The organism is Mesorhizobium sp. B2-7-3 (assembly GCF_006440715.1).
Lineage (GTDB): Bacteria > Pseudomonadota > Alphaproteobacteria > Rhizobiales > Rhizobiaceae > Mesorhizobium > Mesorhizobium australicum.
The window spans coordinates 26900-43801 of record NZ_VFTY01000006.1; the positions used below are offsets into that span (position 1 = coordinate 26900).

Sequence of the window (16902 nt, forward strand, 5' to 3'; positions counted from 1 at the left end):
TCGGGGGGATCCTACGATGTTTGACATCTTCTGGCGCGCTGTCGCGATCGGCGTCGGCGCGACCGTCCTGATGGATCTCTGGGCCTTCTTCCTGCACAAGGCGTTCGGCCAGCCACGCCCGAACTGGGGGCCGGTCGGGCGCTGGGTCTGGCACCTCCGCGACAAGGTGTTTCACGACGATGTCGGCGATGCGGCGCCCTACGCGTATGAACAGGCGCTGGGCTGGGCCTTCCATTACTTCGTCGGCATCGCCTACGGCATAATCCTGGTGATGCTGGCGGGCGCGGGCTGGCTGGCCGCGCCGACCTTCCTGCCGGCCTTCATCCTCGGCATCGTTACCGTCGGCGCCGGCTGGTTCCTGCTGGCGCCAGGCATGGGCGCCGGCTGGGCGGCCTCGAAGCGGCCGAATCCGATGCGGGTCCGCGCCCTCAATCTGGTCTCGCACACGGTGTTCGCGCTCGGGCTCTACGGTACGGCGCTGCTGATCCGGTAGACAGCTAGAACAGACTGTTCAGATCCCGCCGCCCGTCGACCACACGGACGATTTCAACCCACTCCACTGGGCCATCGTCCGTGTTTGGAATCGTTTCGTAGAGCAGTACAAAAGGCGCCTCCACCAGCATTCGTGCGGAAGGCCTGATATCCGGTCGCCTGACACCCATGCGCGGCTGGTCTGCCAGCTGCATGGCCCACGCTTCTAACTGATCGTAGTAACGATCGGCCGCCCGTATGTTTTCGCTGCCTATCGTCACGTAGATGTCGATGAGGTCAGCCTTGGCCGCGGGTGACCAGACTAGCCTAACGGCCATTCCGCGAGGCTTCCGTCAGCTCTCGCCGAGCTTCCTTTCGCAACACGTCGAAATCCACAGACTCCGGTCTCCCGCTTGCCTTGCCTTCATCCCACAACCGTCTCAGCCGACGAACATCGTCATGCCGCAGTTCGCGCTTGGCCAGCCAATCCCGCATCGCTTCACGCACGATCTCGCTTGCAGTGGCATACTCGCCCGCCTCCACGGCCTCGCGCATCAGGGCTGCCTGTTGTGGGGTCACAGCCACGCTCATTTTTTCAACGTTCGCCACGCTGCGTCCTCTCTTGCATTGCTCGATAGTGGGAAATATTACTCCCATCCACATCCTCGAGCAACTGCGATGTCGCGAGAAGAGCCTGTCCTTGCGCTACGAGTACGGCTGCGGTACGCCGATCAGGACAGCCTGTCGATCGGTCGCCATCCATGAATAATTTGGCGCGTGTGGGTAACGAAGGCGAAATAGTTGCCGCCGCCCGCCAGCTGATCGGCTTCGCGGCTGATTTGTCTGCCGCTGAGCGACAGCAGCAGGAGCGTGCCGACACCGCCATGTCCGACAAGGGCGATGTTGCCGGCGCCGCCGGCACCGAGGACGGCCTCGACCTCGCTCACGATGCGCTGCTGTGCGTCGATGGCCCGCTCCCAGCCACGAATGCTTTCGTGCGGATTGGCGAAGAACCGGTCGGCGACCGCCTCGAACTCCGGAGGCGGCAGGAAACCCGTCGCCGACCGGTCGTTCTCATGCATCCGTTCCCTCACCTGCACCGCAAGGTCGAGGTGCCGCCCGAGCACCTCGGCGGTTTCAACGGCCTTGCGTTCGCCCGACGACACCACACGCCCGATCGATGCGATCCACGGCTGGTTCAGCATTGCATGCGCCCTGGCACGACCGATGTCGGACAGACCCCAATCCGGCACGGGTGATGTAATAGGCGATCGGCATAACAGAAATTCTCCTGTCGGCCTGGCGCAGCGAATGCCAGAAGCTCAATAGCTCTGGGTCGAACGACGCGCCTTCGGGGCCAGCGGCTGCTTTGCCTGGACATCCGGCTTTGGCGCCGACACTACCGGCCTGAAAGGCCCTTTCTTGAACGGCGCCATGCCTTCCCTAGCCAGCTCGTCGGCGCGCTCGTTCTCGATGTGGCCGGCATGGCCCTTCACCCAGTTCCAGGTGACCTTGTGGCGCCGGTTGGCCTCGTCCAGCGCCTGCCAGAGTTCGCCGTTCTTGACCGGCTTCTTGTCGGCGGTCTTCCAGCCATTCTTCTTCCAGCCATGGATCCATTTGGAAATTCCGTCCATGACGTATTTGCTGTCGGTATGAAGCTCGACCGTGCAAGGCTCCTTCAACGCATTCAGCGCCGAAATGGCCGCCAGCAATTCCATGCGGTTGTTGGTGGTTTCGGCCTCGCCGCCGAAGAGTTCCTTGGTGGTGCCGTTGAAGCGCAGGATGGCGCCCCAGCCGCCGGGGCCGGGATTGCCCGAACAGGCGCCATCGGTAAAGATTTCAACCTGCTTGCTCATGACACCCCGTTTTCGGCCAATCCATATTCCGAAGGAAATCTGATCGCCCGGTGGAACCGCATCCTTCGGATATATTCGGACGGGTCGCGTTTCATCACCAGTCCGCCATCGGGGACGGTCAGCCAGTCGTAAAGCCGGGTCAGCATGAAGCGTAGCGCCGAACCGCGCGCCAGCATCGGCAGCGCCGCTTTCTCGTCATCGCTCAGGGGGCGCACGCTTTGATAACCGGCAAGCAGTGCCTTGCCCTTGGTAAGGTTGAAGGAAAAATCCTTCTCGAAACACCAGGCGTTGAGGCAGGTGGCGACATCATAGGCATAGAGATCGTCACAGGCGAAATAGAAATCGATCAGCCCCGAAAGCTTCTCGCCCAGGAAAAAGACATTGTCCGGGAACAGATCGGCATGAATGATGCCCTCGGGGAGGCCCTTGGGCCAGTTCCGCTCGAAATCGGCAAAGTCGGCATCGACCTCGGCCGCAAGGCCCGGCTCGACCTCGTCGGCGCGGCCGCGAGACGCATCCCAAAGCTTGCGCCAGCCGTCGAGGGCGAGCGCGTTCGGACGCGTCATCGGAAAGTCGGCGCCGGCCAGGTGCAGCGCCGCCAGCGCCTTGCCGACCTCGGCGCAATGCGTTGCGGCCGGTCGCCGCAGCGAAAGTCCTTCGAGGAAGGTGATGATCACGGCCGGCCGGCCGGCCAGCGTGCCGATGACGCTGCCGTCATGCGCGGTCACCGGCAGCGGGCAGGACACCCCCTTGCTGGCGAGATGGCCCATTAGCCCGAGGAAAAACGGCAAATCCGCCTTCTCGACCCGCTTTTCATAGAGCGTCAGGATGTAGGAGCCGCTCGAGGTGTGCAGCAGAAAGTTCGAATTCTCGGTGCCTTCGGCGATGCCCTTGTAGGATAGGAGATCGCCGACCGGGTAGTGCTTCAGGAAAGCGCCGAGTTCGCCCTCCGCAACGTCGGTATAGACCGCCATGGCCGTTCACGCGGTTCCATTGACGAAGGCCATGTCGGCCGGCGTCAGTTCGACATCGCGCAGTACCCGCATGACCGGAAAATCCTCTGTTTCGGTGGCCGTGACAGCCAGGTCGATGGTGACGTCGAAACGCTGGCGGAACGCGTCGATGATCTCGTCGACGATGATCTCCGGCGCCGATGCTCCCGCCGACAGGCCGAGCGTCGAAATGGTGCCGATATCATTCCACGGAATTTCAGCGGCGCGCTGCACGAGAAGCGACATCGAGGCACCTGCCCGTTCCGCAACTTCGACAAGGCGGCGCGAATTCGAGGAATTGGGGGCGCCGACGATCAGATAGAGATCAGCACCCGGGGCGGTGTCCTTGACCGCTTCCTGGCGGTTGGTGGTGGCGTAGCAGATCGATTCCGCCGCCGGCGCCTGCAGGTCCGGAAAGCGCTCCTGCAACGCGCGGATGATGCCGGCGGTATCCTCGACCGAGAGCGTGGTCTGGGTGACAAAACCAAGTGCTTTTGGATCGGCCGGTACAAGCCGGGCTGCGTCGGCTTCGGTCTCGATCAGCGTTACCGCGCCTTCCGGCAACTGCCCCATTGTGCCGATCACCTCGGGGTGCCCAGCATGACCGATCAACAGCACATGGCGGCCAAGCCGCTGGTGACGCATCGCCTGCTTGTGGACCTTGGAGACCAGCGGACAGGTTGCGTCGAGATAGAACAGGTTGCGCGCCTGCGCATCCGCCGGCACGGACTTGGGCACACCGTGCGCGGAGAAGACGACCGGCGACTGCCGATGTTCGGCCGGGATTTCGGAAAGTTCCTCTATGAAGACGGCCCCAAGGCTCTGCAGCCCCTCGACGACATAGCGGTTGTGGACGATTTCGTGGCGGACATAGACCGGGGCGCCATATTTTTTCAGCGCCAGCACGACGATCTGGATGGCACGGTCGACGCCCGCGCAAAAACCGCGCGGCTGGCAGAGCCGGATCGTCAGAGGAGGCTTGGCGATTGTGTGAAGCATCAAATCCTGCCGGTTGGTCAGCGCCGAAATGAGGTGCCTACCCCTGCCCTGTCAAGGGTATCGGTGGAAAGAGAGGCGTCGCTTGCGTTCATTCCTCTTTCGCGGGCCGGCGAAGCCGGAGGACAAGCACCGCGGCGAGTGCCGCGGCAAGCCCGTACCAGGTGACGGCATATTGCAGATGGCTGTTCGGAAGGTCGATGATGGTGACACCCCCGACCGGAAGGCCGCCGGGATTTGGCGTCTTGTCGGCATCGATGAAGATCGGCACCAAGGTGAACCCAGCCGGCAGGCCGGCGCTCGCGGCCATGACGTCGCGGTCCTTCCAGTAGAAGATGTTCTTCCCCACATCATTGTCGGGAAGCATCATGGAGGGCTTTGCCGGCAGCGGGTTGCGGGCAAGCCCGGTGACCGTGACCCTGCCCGTTACCTGTCCCTTGGCGCGCTTCGCCGCATCCTTGAGGTCGTAAGGAACAAAGCCGCGGTTGATTAGGACGAAACGGCCATCGTCGAGGGCCAGCGGCGTATAGACATTGAAGCCGGCATCCCCTTCCCAAGTCGCGTAGAAATGCCGCTCGCCGGAATGCAGGAAAGTGCCGGTGACAGTGACCGGCGTGTAGTCGACGTCGCCGGTCGAGGCGAATTCCTTCTCGACCTCGGAAAGCGGTCGTGGCGCCGAATGGGTGCGCTGGTCGATGGTCTGCAGCAGGCCTTCCTTCCAGTGCAGGCGCTGGACCTGCCAGGTGCCCAGCGCCAGCAGAATCAAGAACAACACAAGGCCAAGGACGAACAACAGTGCCGATCGTGGCCGCGAATGGCCGCGGTCTTTCAGGGACGCTTCGCTCATTCGCCGCGATCCAGCCGACCCTCGGCTGCTTTGTTGCTGTATTGCAGGGTGAGCAGCACGCCCTTGATTAGCCGAAGCGCCGTGAGACACAGCACCAGGGCGAGTGGGATCCATATCAGCAGATGCAGCCAGAGCGGCGGGCTCAGCGTCACTTCCACCCAGAGCGCCAGACCGACGATGATGAAGCCGATGATCAGGATGACGAACACGGCCGGTCCATCGCCGGCATCGGCGTAGGAATAGTCGAGGCCGCAATTGACGCAGCGCTTGCCGACGGTGAGAAAGCCGGAAAACAGCCGCCCCTCGCCGCAACGCGGGCAGCGGCCGTGCAGGCCGGCCGAAATCGGATCGATCGGAGGCCAGATCGCCTTGTCTTCACTCATGCGTAGTGCCGTAATTCATGGCTATTGCTCGATCTCTATCGGCGCCCCATCGGCCACCATCGCCCAGATTTGGTCCATGTCGGAATCCGTAAGCCCAATGCGGCCATCGGTCCAGTCGACCAATTGAAGCAGCCAGCCCCACCAGCCAAACCGCTTCGCTTCGTGGACGCGCACCAGACCTTCTCAGCGGCAAGAGCCGGAATGCCAAGACGTTAAAATGCGCAAATTGAAGTCAGCCGCATCTTTCATCGATTGGCGATCCTTGCGCCGAAAAGAAGAAAGGCGGCCACGTCGCCGCGGCCGCCCTAACGAACTCGAAATCCAGAAGGCTGAATCAGTGGCCTTCGATCACCGCGCCGACCGATCCCCAGACGTAGATCGAGGCGAACAGGAACAGCCAGACCACGTCAACGAAGTGCCAATACCAGGCGGCCGCCTCGAAGCCGAAATGCTGCTTGGGGGTGAAGTCGCCCTTCATCGCCCGGATCAGGCAGACCAGCAGGAAGATGGTGCCGATGATGACATGGAAGCCATGGAAGCCGGTCGCCATGAAGAAGGTGGCGCCGTAGATGGAGTCCTTGAAGCCGAACGGCGCGTGCATGTACTCGTAAGCCTGCACCATGGTGAACAGCATGCCAAGCCCGACGGTCAGCACCAGGCCGTTGATCAGGCCCTTGCGGTCGCCATGGATCAGCGAGTGGTGCGCCCAAGTGACCGTGGTGCCCGACAGCAGCAGGATGATGGTGTTGTAGAGCGGCAAATGGAAGGGATCGAGAACCTCCATGCCCTTCGGCGGCCAGACACCACCGGTAAACGTGTGGCGCGCATAGTTCTGCACCTCACCGGCAAAAAGGCTGGCATCGAAATAGGCCCAGAACCAGGCAACGAAGAACATCACCTCCGAGGCGATGAACATGATCATGCCGTAGCGCAGGTGCAGCGACACGACGCGCGTATGGTGGCCTTCATGCGCTTCCTTGATCGTGTCCGACCACCAGGCGAACATGGTGTACAGCACGATCACAATGCCGATGAAGAACAGCCACGGATTGGCGATGTTGACGCCGAAGATCGGGAAGGAGCCGCCTTTCAGGTATTCCATGAGGCAGACACCGCCAAAAGCGGTGACAAGCGCCCCTACCGATCCCAGAAAAGGCCACGGGCTCGGGTCGACGAGATGGTAGTCATGGTGTGGTTTTGCGTGCGCGTCTGCCATATCAACCCCCGAGATTTCCTTCGGTATCTGAAACTGTCTTGCTATTGCCCTGGGCCGGCCCGGACGACGCCACCGGCTTGGTCTTCTCGACCGGGAACATCGTATAGGACAGGGTGATCGTCTTCACGTCCTTCAGTTCCGGCACATTCACGATGTCGGGGTCCACATAGAACAGGACCGGCATGTCCAGCGTCTCGCCCGGCTTCAGCGTCGTATCGGTGAAGCAGAAGCATTCGACCTTGTTGAAGTACGGACCCGCCAGTTCCGGCTGCACGTTGAAGGTTGCGCGGCCGGTGACGGGGCGATCGAACTTGTTGGTCGCCTGATAATGCGCCTGCACGGTCTGCCCGATCTTCATGGTCATCGAGCGCTGGACCGGCTGGAACTCCCATGGCACGCCGGCGATGTTGGCGTCGAAACGAACGGTGATCTCGCGATCGAGCACGCGGCCGGCATATTGCTTCTCGGCACGTTGCGTCGTGCCGCCATAGCCGGTCGCCTGGCAAAACATCTTGTAGAGCGGCACGGCTGCATAGGCCATGCCGATCATGCCGGTGAAGAAAGCAAGGCAGACAACCGCGACAACGCGGTTGCCGGTCTTGCCTACCGTCTTCTTGGACGTCTCGGCGCTCATCACATCGAGCCCGACAAATTGTGGCCGAACTTCACGATTGTCGCGATGTAGAAGATCACGACCAGCACCGCCAGCGCCACGCCGATGGCGATGGAACGGCTGCGCTGGGCCTTCTTCTGGCGATCGGTCAAGGTGACCGTTTCGAGTTCTTTCTCGGCCATGGTCATGCCCCACCCATGGCAAGCGCGCGTTCGACGACACTGTCAGCCAGATAGGCGGCGAAGATTGCGAAGAGATAGAGCAGCGAATAGGCGAACAGGGCCTTGGCCGGCTTCATGACGCGGTCATCGTCGGCCATGCCAAGCACTTTCCACGCATACCAGACGAAACCAGCCCCCAACAGCAAGGCGGCCACGCCGTAGAACGGCGTCGTATAGCCGAGCAGCCAGGGCAGCACGCCGACCGGGGCCAGCACCAGCGCGTAGGCGAAAATCTGACGGCGGGTCGATGCATGGCCGGCGACGTTGGGCATCATCGGGATGCCGGCGCGGCCATAGTCCTCGGACTTGAACAGCGCGAGCGCCCAGAAATGCGGCGGCGTCCACAGGAAAATGATCAGGAACAGGATGATGCTTTCGAGGCTGACCGACCCGGTCACCGCGGCCCAGCCGATAACCGGCGGGATGGCGCCCGCTGCACCGCCAATGACAATGTTCTGCGGTGTCGAGCGTTTCAGCCACATCGTGTAGACCACGGCATAGAAGAAGATGGTGAAGGCCAGCAGCGTCGCCGACAACCAGTTGACCAACACGCCCAGCGTCATCACCGACAGCACCGACAACACCAGGCCGAAGCTCAGCGCCTCGTGCGGCTGGATCCGGCCGGAAGGCACCGGGCGGCTAGCGGTCCTGGTCATCACCGCGTCGATGTCGGCGTCGTACCACATGTTGAGCGCGCCAGAGGCGCCGGCCCCAATCGCAATGGCAAGGATGGCGATCACCGCCAGCAGCGGATTGATGGTCATCGGTGCCGCGACCAGTCCGACAAAGGCGGTGAACACCACCAGCGACATGACGCGCGGCTTCAACAGGGCGAAGAAATCGCCCGCCGTGGCTTCCGACATACGGAAGCCCGCTTCGTCAATGCTGGTTTTGTCGACTAGGGCCATGCGTACTCAAGTCCATCATTCCGTTGGCCAAAACCGCCGGCGGGCCGGCGGTTTTGTATTCGAGCGGGGAGCCGCCTCACTTGATCTTCGGCAGCTGCTCCCACTGGTGGAACGGCGGCGGCGAAGGCAGCTGCCATTCGAGCGTGGTAGCACCCTCACCCCACGGGTTGGCGCCGGCGATCCGCTTCTTCTGGAAGGCTTCGAACACGCCATAGAGGAAGATCACCACACCGACGGCCGAAATATACGAACCGTAGGACGAAACCATGTTCCAGCCCGCAAACGCGTCAGGATAGTCGATGGTGCGGCGCGGCATACCGGCGAGGCCGAGGAAATGCTGCGGGAAAAAGATCAGGTTCACGCCGACGAACATGACCCAAAAATGGGTGTTGGCGATGACGGGCGAGTACATGTAGCCGGTCATCTTCGGGAACCAGTAGTACCAGCCGGCGAAGATGGCGAACACCGCGCCCAGCGACAGTACGTAGTGGAAGTGGGCAATGACGAAATAGGTGTCATGCAGCGACCGGTCGAGGCCGGCATTGGCCAGCTGGACACCGGTGACGCCACCGATGGTGAACAGGAAGATGAAGCCCAGCGCCCACAGCATCGGCGGCTTGAACGAGATCGATCCGCCCCACATGGTTGCGATCCAGGAAAAGATCTTCACGCCTGTCGGCACCGCGATGACCATGGTGGCGAAGACGAAGTAGCGCTGCGTATCGAGCGACAGGCCCGTCGTATACATATGGTGCGCCCAGACGATGAAGCCGACCGCGCCGATCGCGACCATGGCGTAGGCCATCCCGAGGTAACCGAATACCGGCTTCCTCGAGAAGGTCGAGACGATATGGCTGATGATGCCGAAGCCCGGCAAGATCAGGATGTAGACTTCCGGGTGACCGAAGAACCAGAACAGGTGCTGGAACAGGATCGGGTCACCACCACCGTCAGGCGCGAAGAAGGTCGTGCCGAAGTTGCGGTCGGTGAGCAGCATGGTGATGCCGCCGGCCAGAACCGGCAGCGACAGCAAGAGCAGGAAGGCGGTGACCAGCACCGACCAGGCAAACAGCGGCATCTTGTGCAGCGTCATGCCGGGGGCACGCATGTTGAAGATGGTGGTGATGAAGTTGATGGCGCCGAGGATCGAGGAGGCGCCGGCGATGTGGATCGACAGGATCGCCAGATCCATGGCCGGTCCGGGCTGGCCCGAAGTTGACAGCGGCGGATAGAGCGTCCAGCCGCCGCCCACGCCAAAGGCGCCAGGCGCACTCGGCACGAACATCGAGGTGAGCAACAGGATGAACGCCGGCGGCAGCAGCCAGAATGAGATGTTGTTCATGCGCGGGAACGCCATATCGGGAGCACCGATCATGATCGGCACCATCCAGTTGGCGAAACCGCCGATCAGGGCCGGCATGACCATGAAGAAAATCATGATCAGCGCGTGCGCGGTGGCAAACGCATTGTACATGCTCTTGCCGCCGTCGATCGCGGCGTCGCCGTTCATGCCATAGACCATCTGCGCAAGACCGCTGAAGATCTGGATGCCAGGCTCCTGCAGCTCCATGCGGATGGCGACCGAAAGCGCGCCGCCGATTATGCCGGCCATGATCGCGAAGATCAGGTAGAGCGTACCGATATCCTTGTGGTTGGTCGAATAAACCCAGCGCACCCAGCCATGATACGGCTTGTGGTCGTGCCCGTCGTGAGCTGCAGCGTCTGCCATGTTCCGCTCCGTTCCCTAAATCTTGCTAACCCGCGACATCAGTTGCCGGCGGCCGCTACCTTGTTCTGGCCATCGACCTCGGCCATGAGCGTCTTGTTGGCACCTGGCAGATCGGTCTTGGCCGCGGCCAGCCAGGTCTTGAACTGCGTGTCCGACACCACACGAACGGCGATCGGCATGAAGGCATGGTCCTTGCCGCAGAGCTGCGAGCACTGACCGTAATAGAGGCCTTCTTTCTCCGCCTTGAACCAGGTCTCGTTGGTGCGGCCGGGAACGGCGTCGATCTTGATGCCAAAGGACGGCACGGCAAAGGAATGGATCACGTCGGTCGCGGTGACAAGCACACGGGTCATCGTATTGACCGGCACGACCAGCTCGTTGTCGACGGCGAGCAGGCGCGGATAGACCGCGCGATCCTCCTTGCCGGCCTTGGCACGATCGCCATCCTGAAGGATGGCCGAATTGAAGGCGAGCGTGTTGTCGGTCTGGTATTCGTAATCCCAGTTCCACTGGTTGCCGGTTGCCTTGACGGTCAGCTTCGCCTCTTCCGGCGGCGTATACTGGGCAGTCAGGAGCTGGAACGAGGGGATGGCGAGGCAAAGCAGGATGACGACAGGGCCGATGGTCCAGATCACCTCGATCAGCGTGTTGTGGCTGGTCTTGGACGGGGTCGGATTGGCGCTCGCGCGGAATTTGACGATGCAGTAGATCAGCAGAAACAGCACAAGGACCGTGACCGGGATGATAAACCACATCGTGTAGTTTCCGAACCACTCGATCTGCCGCATCATGTCGGTCGCAGGCGCCTGGAAGCCGGTCTCCCACGGCCTGGGCTGGTCCGCATAAGCGGATCCGCAGGCGAGGAACGTGGCAGCAGCACCGGTGCTCGCTAGGAATTTTCTCATCGCCCTCTTCGTCTCCCAGTCTCTCACCGGCTGTGCCCGCGAGAATAACGAACAATGCCGGGACGGGAATCCCGGACAGTCTCAAGCTGGTTCAAACCATACTCTTTTTCCCTCCGCAAGAAAGGAGCGGTCGAAACCGTGCGGCATTTTTGCGCGCAAGCTGACGTGGCTCTTCCGGGGCAATGGCCGTAGTGGCGAATCGCGTATGTTCGGCGGGCCGCACGCCTTGTGCCGGCGACACCCGCAAAGCGTCGTAATTCAGGCGAATTTGGCAGGAAAAGCGCCGCATTGCCTTTTTAGGGACAGTTCGGCCACGGTCTCGTCCTTTACTTGGCATTGGCGCGGCTTAAAGTGCCGTGATTCGCAATGGAGCCGTCATGAACTCTTGGCTTTCGAGACTGAGGCATACGCGACTGGGCCTTTCGAGAACCTTGGCAAACGCCCTGTTTCTCGCGGTCCTGTGCGCGGCCGGTCTGTCCATCGCCGGCAACGCCAATGCTGCCCAGCCAAGCGGCACGGTGCGCTCGACCCATGGCGCATGGTCGATCATCTGCGACACGCCGGCCGGCGCCACCTCGGAACAATGCGTGATGATGCAGAACGTCGTCGCCGAGGATCGTCCGGAGATGGGGCTTTCGGTCGTCGTGCTGCGCACCGCCGACAACAAGGCCGAGATCCTGCGCGTGCTGGCGCCGCTCGGCGTGCTGTTGCCGAACGGCCTCGGGCTCAACGTCGACGGCAAGGACATTGGCCGCGCCTATTTCGTGCGCTGCTTCCAGGACGGCTGTTATGCCGAGGTCATTCTCGAAAAGCCGCTGCTCGACACGCTGAAGACCGGGACGTCGGCAACATTCATCGTTTTCCAGACCCCGGAAGAGGGTATCGGCATTCCCGTCGACCTCAAGGGTTTCGCCGAAGGCTTCGCCGCTCTGCCCTGATCGCGGCTTCACGCTGTACCAGCCTGGACGCGGCTTTTGCCGACCCCAGACGCATGCCTTGTGTTTAGCGAACGAAATCATTCGTCGGCGCCAATTCGTCATTGCCGATTGTGTGGGCGCGGCTTCACGCCTACATCGGGGGAAAGCAAACATCCCACGGACGGACGCGCCATGAACAGCCTGATCGGCCAATTCGACATTTCAGACGACCGCATCAAGCAGATCGTCGCTGACACCATCAAGGGCGTGGACGACGGCGAGCTTTTCCTCGAATACAGCGAGAGCGAAGCGCTGATGTTCGACAATGGCAAGCTGAAGACCGCCAATTTCAACACCGACCAGGGCTTTGGCCTGCGGGCCGTCGCCGGCGAGGCCAGCGGCTACGCTCATTCCAGCGACCTGTCCGAGGCGTCGCTGCTGCGCGCGGCCGAAGCCGTCTCGACCGTCAAGGGTGGCTATTCCGGCACGCTTGCGGCAGCCCCCGCCCGTACCAACCGCCATCTCTACGGCGACGAGAACCCGATCCCCTCGCCTTCCTTCGAGGCCAAGGCGAAGCTGCTGCAAGAAATCGACGCCTGGCTGCGCGCCGAGGATCCACGCGTGCGCCAGGTAACGGCCTCGATCGCCGCATCCTGGCAGCATATCGAGATCGTTCGTGCCGACGGCCAGATAGTGCGCGATATCAGGCCGATGGTCCGCGTCAACGTCTCGGTCGTCGTCGGCGACGGCGACCGCCAGGAAAGCGGCTCCTATGGCATGGGCGGGCGCAAGGCATTCGGCGAATTCCTGATCGAGGATAGTTGGAAGCACGCCGCCAGCGAGGCACTCCGGCAAGCGGTGGTCAACCTGGAGGCAATCCCGGCCCCGGCAGGCACTTTCGACATCGTGCTATCCAATGGCTGGCCGGGCGTGATGCTGCACGAAGCCGTCGGTCATGGTCTTGAAGGCGATTTCAACCGCAAGAAGACGTCGGCGTTCGCCGGCCTGATGGGGCAGCAGGTGGCCGCCAAGGGGGTGACGGTCGTCGACGACGGTACCATCCCAGAGCGGCGCGGCTCACTCACCGTCGACGACGAAGGCACGCCTTCGGCCCGCAACGTCTTGATCGAGGACGGCAAACTGGTCGGCTACATGCAGGACCGGCAGAATGCCCGGCTGATGGGCATGAAAGCCACCGGCAATGGCCGGCGAGAAGGCTATGCGCACCAGCCGATGCCGCGCATGACCAACACTTACATGACCTCAGGCGACATGGAGCCGGACGAAATCATCGCCTCCGTCAAGAACGGCATCTACGCCGTATCCTTCGGCGGTGGCCAGGTCGACATCACGTCGGGCAAATTCGTGTTCGGCTGCACCGAGGCCTACATGATCGAGAACGGCAAGGTGACGCAGCCGATCAAAGGCGCGATGCTGATCGGCAACGGGCCTGATGCCATGCACCGCGTCTCGATGGTCGGCAACGACATGAAGCTCGACAACGGCATCGGCATGTGCGGCAAGGCCGGCCAGGGCGTACCCGTCGGCGTTGGCCAGCCGCATCTCAGGATGAACCAGATGACGGTCGGCGGCACGCGGGTTTGAAACTCGGTGCCGTTCCGGTGTCATCGCCCGCCGTGACGTTTCCGGATGCAGGCGCCCTCCACCATGCCCATTGTCATCCTGACAGGGGCCGGCCTGACAGGGACCGGCTTTTCGGCGGCCGGGACCTTGAAGTGGACACAATCCACATTAACAAATTATTAGGTCTTTGACTGCCTGGGCTGCCTCTCGCGCACGAACGCAGCACCAGTTCCTCGTTGCGGTGGTGGTTTTGGCAATGCGGCACTCCCCCGTCCTGGCTCTCCTGCTTGGCTTTGTTTCGTTGATTGGTGCGGCATCGCTGCTAGCCAGTCCGGCGTCGGCCCAGTCGACTTTGTTCAAGTCGCGATCGACCCAATCTTCCATGGATGGGTCGCGCTCTGCCTCCGTGGGTGGAAGCACCAGCGTCCCCTACGGTTGGATCGATTTCTGTCATCGCCGCCCAAAAGAGTGCAAGGTGCCGGCTCTGCCGGCCGCGAATGTCAAGCTGACAGCGCGGACCTTCCGCATCCTCAAGCGGATAAATCAGAAGGCGAACAGCGCCATCAAACCCGTCAGCAATTTCGATCACTGGGGCACGATGGCGGACCATTGGGATTATCCGGTTGACGGCAAAGGCGATTGCAAGATCTACGCCCTCTACAAACGCAAGCTCCTTCAAGAGGCTGGATTTCCCCGGCAAGCGCTGTTGATGACGGTCGTGCGCGATCTCAACAATGAGGGCCACACCGTCCTGACGGTGAAAACCGATAAAGGCGATCTTGTCCTCGACAATATGGTCGACCAAATCAGGCCCTGGAATGCAACCGGCTACTACTTCCTGAAACGTCAATCGCAGCAGAATCCGAATGTCTGGCAGTCGGTCAACCAGCGAGGCGGCACGCCGAAAACCTTCGCGAATGCTGCAAAGCTCGTAGATTGAGCCTGCCTGGACCGTACGGTTCAGGCATTACAGGCCTTCGGCGGCTTTTTTAGAGCGGTTCGGTGTTTGATAGAATCGCTGAACCGCTCTCTCTTCATTTCGACGCAATTCCGGACGGAAAACCGCTACCCATTCTTCCTGGAGTCGCTTTAACCGGAGGATCCCGCAGCAGCGCTTGGGAAGCGCGGTTTTCTGTGGCTCAGTAGTCTGAACGAAACGTGCTCAGCCGCGCCTCTTCTTGGGTTTTTCCAGCAAGGCGACCGCCTCGACATGTGGCGACCACAGGAACTGATCGATTGGCGTCACGCTGGTCAAGGTATAGCCGCCGTCGATGAGAATGCGCAGGTCGCGGGCCAGCGTCACCGGGTTGCAGGACACCGCGGCAACGTATGGAACATCCGAGCGGGCGATCTGCTTCGACTGGTCTTCGGCGCCGGCGCGCGGCGGATCGAAGACAAGGCCGTCGAAGGCGTTCAACTCCTTGAAGGTCAGTGGCCGGCGAAACAGGTCGCGTCGTTCGCCCGTCACCCGCTTGAGGCCGGTCGCGAAACGTGATCCCCGGTCGAGCGCCGAAAGCGCGGCCGCGTCGCCTTCGACCGCATGGACTTCCGATTTCGCCGCCAGCCGCAAGGCAAAGCTGCCGCAACCGGCAAAGAGATCGGCAATTTTTTTTGCACGCTTCAGATGTCCGCCGACGATCTCGGCCATGGTCCGTTCGGCGGCCTCCGTCGCCTGCAGAAAGGCGCCGGGCGGCACGGCGACCGCAACACTGCCGAACATGACCACGGGCTTCCTTGGTTCGATGACGATCTCGTCATCGATGGACAGCCTGGCAAAGCCTTGCGCAACGACAAAGTTGGAGGCGATACGGCGCTGGTGTTCGCCGAGCTTGCCTGACTCGTGCACCGCGATGTCGAGGCCGGAACCCGTAACGGTGACCGCCATCCGGAACGATTTGGTGGTGGCGCATATCAATTCGGCCAGCGCCCTCAGCTGGCCGAGTGCCGCGACGATCTCGGGCAGTGAGATCGGGCATTCGGATATGGAGATGATCTCGGGCGACAGATGGCGATTGAAGCCGAGCAGCATGCCTGCGTCCGTGCGCCGGGCGGCAAGCACGACGCGGCGGCGCGACTGCGGCGCGCAGGCGACCAGTTCGCCAATCTCGCACTCGATGCCCTTGCCCTTCAATGCGTGCACCACCTTTTCGCGTTTCCATCGGCGATAGGCTTCGGTCTCGAAATGCTGGAGGGCACAGCCGCCGCATTCGGTGAAATGGCGGCAGGCTGGTTCGACGCGCAGCGGAGAGGCTTCCAGCACCGCCATCAGCGTGGCGCGATCCCGCTCGCGCGCGGCGGTGACGATCTCGCCTGGCAGCGTGAAGGGAATGAACAGATCGCCGCTCTCGGTTTCGGCGATGCCGTCGCCCTGCGATCCGAGCTTTCGTATTGTGAAGCGTACGCTCATCGGTCCTTGATCCCACCGAGCAGGAATTCGCGATTGCCGTCGCCACCTTCGATCGGCGACAGATGCAGGCCAAGCGAGCGCCAGCCGGGAACGGCATCCAGCCAATCCTGCAGCAGGCCCGCGACACGGGCGGCATCGAAGGGATCCTTCAACAAACCGCCCTTGCCGATCGCCTCGCGACCGGCCTCGAATTGCGGCTTGACCAGAAAGATCGCACCGGCGCCGGGATTGGCAATGGCGAGTGCCGGCGGCAGCGCCAGTTTCACCGAGATGAAACTGACGTCGGAAACGATGAAATCCGGATTGCGGCCGGCAAGATCGGCAACGGTGAGATCGCGCGCGTTCAGGCCCTCGATCACGGTCACGCGCGGATCACCACCGACATCAGGATGCATCTGGCCATGCCCGACATCGATTGCCGTGACATGGGACGCGCCGCGTTCGAGCAGCACCTGGGTGAAACCGCCGGTCGAGGCGCCGATGTCGAGGGCCTCGCGACCGGCCGGGTCGAGGCTGAAATGGTCGAGCCCGGCGATCAGCTTGAGCGCGGCGCGCGAGACATAGGTTTGCGCCGGATCGTCGATGGCGACAACGCATTGCGGCGAAACGTTCTGGCCGGGCTTGCGGGCTATGGCGCCGTCGACCGTCACCGTGCCGCGCTCCACCGCGTCGCGGGCGCGCGAGCGGCTGGCAAACAGCCCGCGCTGGACGAGCAGGTCGTCGAGCCGCTGGCGTGTGCTGGCTGGCAGAGGCGAGTTCATCGGCCTTCTCTGACGAAAGCCCGCGGTGAAGGCAAGGACATTAGATGGACCAAAGTGATCCTACGAGAGCGGCTGGTGCATCGAACCAGGCTGCGG

General features: G+C 62.1%; 21 protein-coding genes. 4 read left to right on the top strand and 17 right to left on the bottom strand.

The annotated features are described in order from the left end of the window. The first annotated feature begins 16 nt into the window (after positions 1–16). Positions 17–493, top strand: a complete 477-nt coding sequence (locus FJW04_RS14940) for a DUF2938 domain-containing protein (protein ID WP_140714989.1) — start codon at positions 17–19, stop codon at positions 491–493. Between the two features lie 4 nt (positions 494–497). Here FJW04_RS14940 and FJW04_RS14945 read toward each other — a convergent pair whose 3' ends face one another. From FJW04_RS14945 to coxB, 15 genes are all read right to left on the bottom strand, one after another. Continuing rightward, positions 498–809, bottom strand: coding sequence for a type II toxin-antitoxin system RelE/ParE family toxin (locus tag FJW04_RS14945; protein WP_140714991.1), 312 nt, complete (start codon positions 807–809; stop codon positions 498–500). Beyond that, on the bottom strand, positions 799–1080 hold the full coding sequence (locus FJW04_RS14950; RefSeq protein ID WP_140714993.1) for a type II toxin-antitoxin system ParD family antitoxin: 282 nt from the start codon (positions 1078–1080) through the stop codon (positions 799–801). The genes FJW04_RS14945 and FJW04_RS14950 overlap by 11 nt, the downstream gene beginning before the upstream one ends. A 122-nt stretch (positions 1081–1202) precedes the next feature. Further along, positions 1203–1736, bottom strand: coding sequence for a histidine phosphatase family protein (locus FJW04_RS14955; protein WP_281405545.1), 534 nt, complete (start codon positions 1734–1736; stop codon positions 1203–1205). A 57-nt stretch (positions 1737–1793) separates the two neighbouring features. Beyond that, positions 1794–2327: a ribonuclease HI gene (gene rnhA / locus FJW04_RS14960; RefSeq protein ID WP_015318787.1), complete on the bottom strand. Its 534-nt coding sequence runs from the start codon at positions 2325–2327 to the stop codon at positions 1794–1796. Beyond that, the gene (locus FJW04_RS14965) at positions 2324–3301 is read right to left on the bottom strand and encodes a homoserine kinase (RefSeq protein ID WP_140714996.1); all 978 of its coding nucleotides are present in this window, start codon (positions 3299–3301) and stop codon (positions 2324–2326) included. The genes rnhA and FJW04_RS14965 overlap by 4 nt, the downstream gene beginning before the upstream one ends. A gap of 6 nt (positions 3302–3307) precedes the next feature. Next, a complete protein-coding gene (gene ispH / locus FJW04_RS14970; protein WP_015318789.1) occupies positions 3308–4318 on the bottom strand; it encodes a 4-hydroxy-3-methylbut-2-enyl diphosphate reductase in 1011 nt (336 codons plus the stop codon). Positions 4319–4406: 88 nt separating this feature from the next. Continuing rightward, entirely contained in the window at positions 4407–5162 is a 756-nt protein-coding gene (locus tag FJW04_RS14975) for an SURF1 family protein (protein WP_181172945.1), read from the bottom strand. Beyond that, positions 5159–5545, bottom strand: coding sequence for a DUF983 domain-containing protein (locus FJW04_RS14980; RefSeq protein ID WP_015318791.1), 387 nt, complete (start codon positions 5543–5545; stop codon positions 5159–5161). Before FJW04_RS14980 ends, FJW04_RS14975 begins: the two co-directional genes overlap by 4 nt. Positions 5546–5566: 21 nt before the next feature. Continuing rightward, positions 5567–5719, bottom strand: coding sequence for a hypothetical protein (locus tag FJW04_RS29940; RefSeq protein WP_181172946.1), 153 nt, complete (start codon positions 5717–5719; stop codon positions 5567–5569). 160 nt (positions 5720–5879) lie between these two features. Beyond that, complete coding sequence (locus FJW04_RS14985) at positions 5880–6761, bottom strand: cytochrome c oxidase subunit 3 (protein ID WP_015318792.1); 882 nt, start codon at positions 6759–6761, stop codon at positions 5880–5882. A 1-nt stretch (position 6762) separates the two neighbouring features. Next, positions 6763–7395 (bottom strand): cytochrome c oxidase assembly protein, encoded by a 633-nt coding sequence (locus tag FJW04_RS14990; protein WP_015318793.1) that lies wholly within the window; start codon positions 7393–7395, stop codon positions 6763–6765. Continuing rightward, positions 7395–7556: a hypothetical protein gene (locus tag FJW04_RS14995; RefSeq protein ID WP_015318794.1), complete on the bottom strand. Its 162-nt coding sequence runs from the start codon at positions 7554–7556 to the stop codon at positions 7395–7397. The genes FJW04_RS14990 and FJW04_RS14995 overlap by 1 nt, the downstream gene beginning before the upstream one ends. A 2-nt stretch (positions 7557–7558) precedes the next feature. Further along, positions 7559–8503, bottom strand: a complete 945-nt coding sequence (locus FJW04_RS15000; protein ID WP_140714998.1) for a heme o synthase — start codon at positions 8501–8503, stop codon at positions 7559–7561. Positions 8504–8579: 76 nt separating this feature from the next. After that, the gene (ctaD, locus tag FJW04_RS15005) at positions 8580–10232 is read right to left on the bottom strand and encodes a cytochrome c oxidase subunit I (protein ID WP_015318796.1); all 1653 of its coding nucleotides are present in this window, start codon (positions 10230–10232) and stop codon (positions 8580–8582) included. Positions 10233–10270: 38 nt separating this feature from the next. Then, a complete protein-coding gene (coxB, locus tag FJW04_RS15010) occupies positions 10271–11137 on the bottom strand; it encodes a cytochrome c oxidase subunit II (RefSeq protein ID WP_015318797.1) in 867 nt (288 codons plus the stop codon). Positions 11138–11514: 377 nt separating this feature from the next. Here coxB and FJW04_RS15015 point away from each other — a divergent pair, with 377 nt between their 5' ends. The 3 genes from FJW04_RS15015 to FJW04_RS15025 all read left to right on the top strand — a co-directional run bounded on the left by FJW04_RS15015 (position 11515) and on the right by FJW04_RS15025 (position 14578). Next, a complete protein-coding gene (locus FJW04_RS15015; RefSeq protein WP_015318798.1) occupies positions 11515–12075 on the top strand; it encodes an invasion associated locus B family protein in 561 nt (186 codons plus the stop codon). Positions 12076–12246: 171 nt separating this feature from the next. Continuing rightward, a complete protein-coding gene (tldD, locus tag FJW04_RS15020) occupies positions 12247–13659 on the top strand; it encodes a metalloprotease TldD (RefSeq protein WP_140715000.1) in 1413 nt (470 codons plus the stop codon). Positions 13660–13894: 235 nt separating this feature from the next. Then, on the top strand, positions 13895–14578 hold the full coding sequence (locus FJW04_RS15025) for a transglutaminase-like cysteine peptidase (RefSeq protein WP_181172947.1): 684 nt from the start codon (positions 13895–13897) through the stop codon (positions 14576–14578). Between the two features lie 222 nt (positions 14579–14800). On the opposite strand, the gene FJW04_RS15030 is transcribed toward FJW04_RS15025, so the two are convergent. Further along, a complete protein-coding gene (locus tag FJW04_RS15030) occupies positions 14801–16045 on the bottom strand; it encodes a class I SAM-dependent RNA methyltransferase (protein WP_140715002.1) in 1245 nt (414 codons plus the stop codon). Continuing rightward, entirely contained in the window at positions 16042–16806 is a 765-nt protein-coding gene (locus FJW04_RS15035; protein WP_140715004.1) for a TlyA family RNA methyltransferase, read from the bottom strand. Before FJW04_RS15035 ends, FJW04_RS15030 begins: the two co-directional genes overlap by 4 nt. Between the last annotated feature and the right edge of the window lie 96 nt (positions 16807–16902).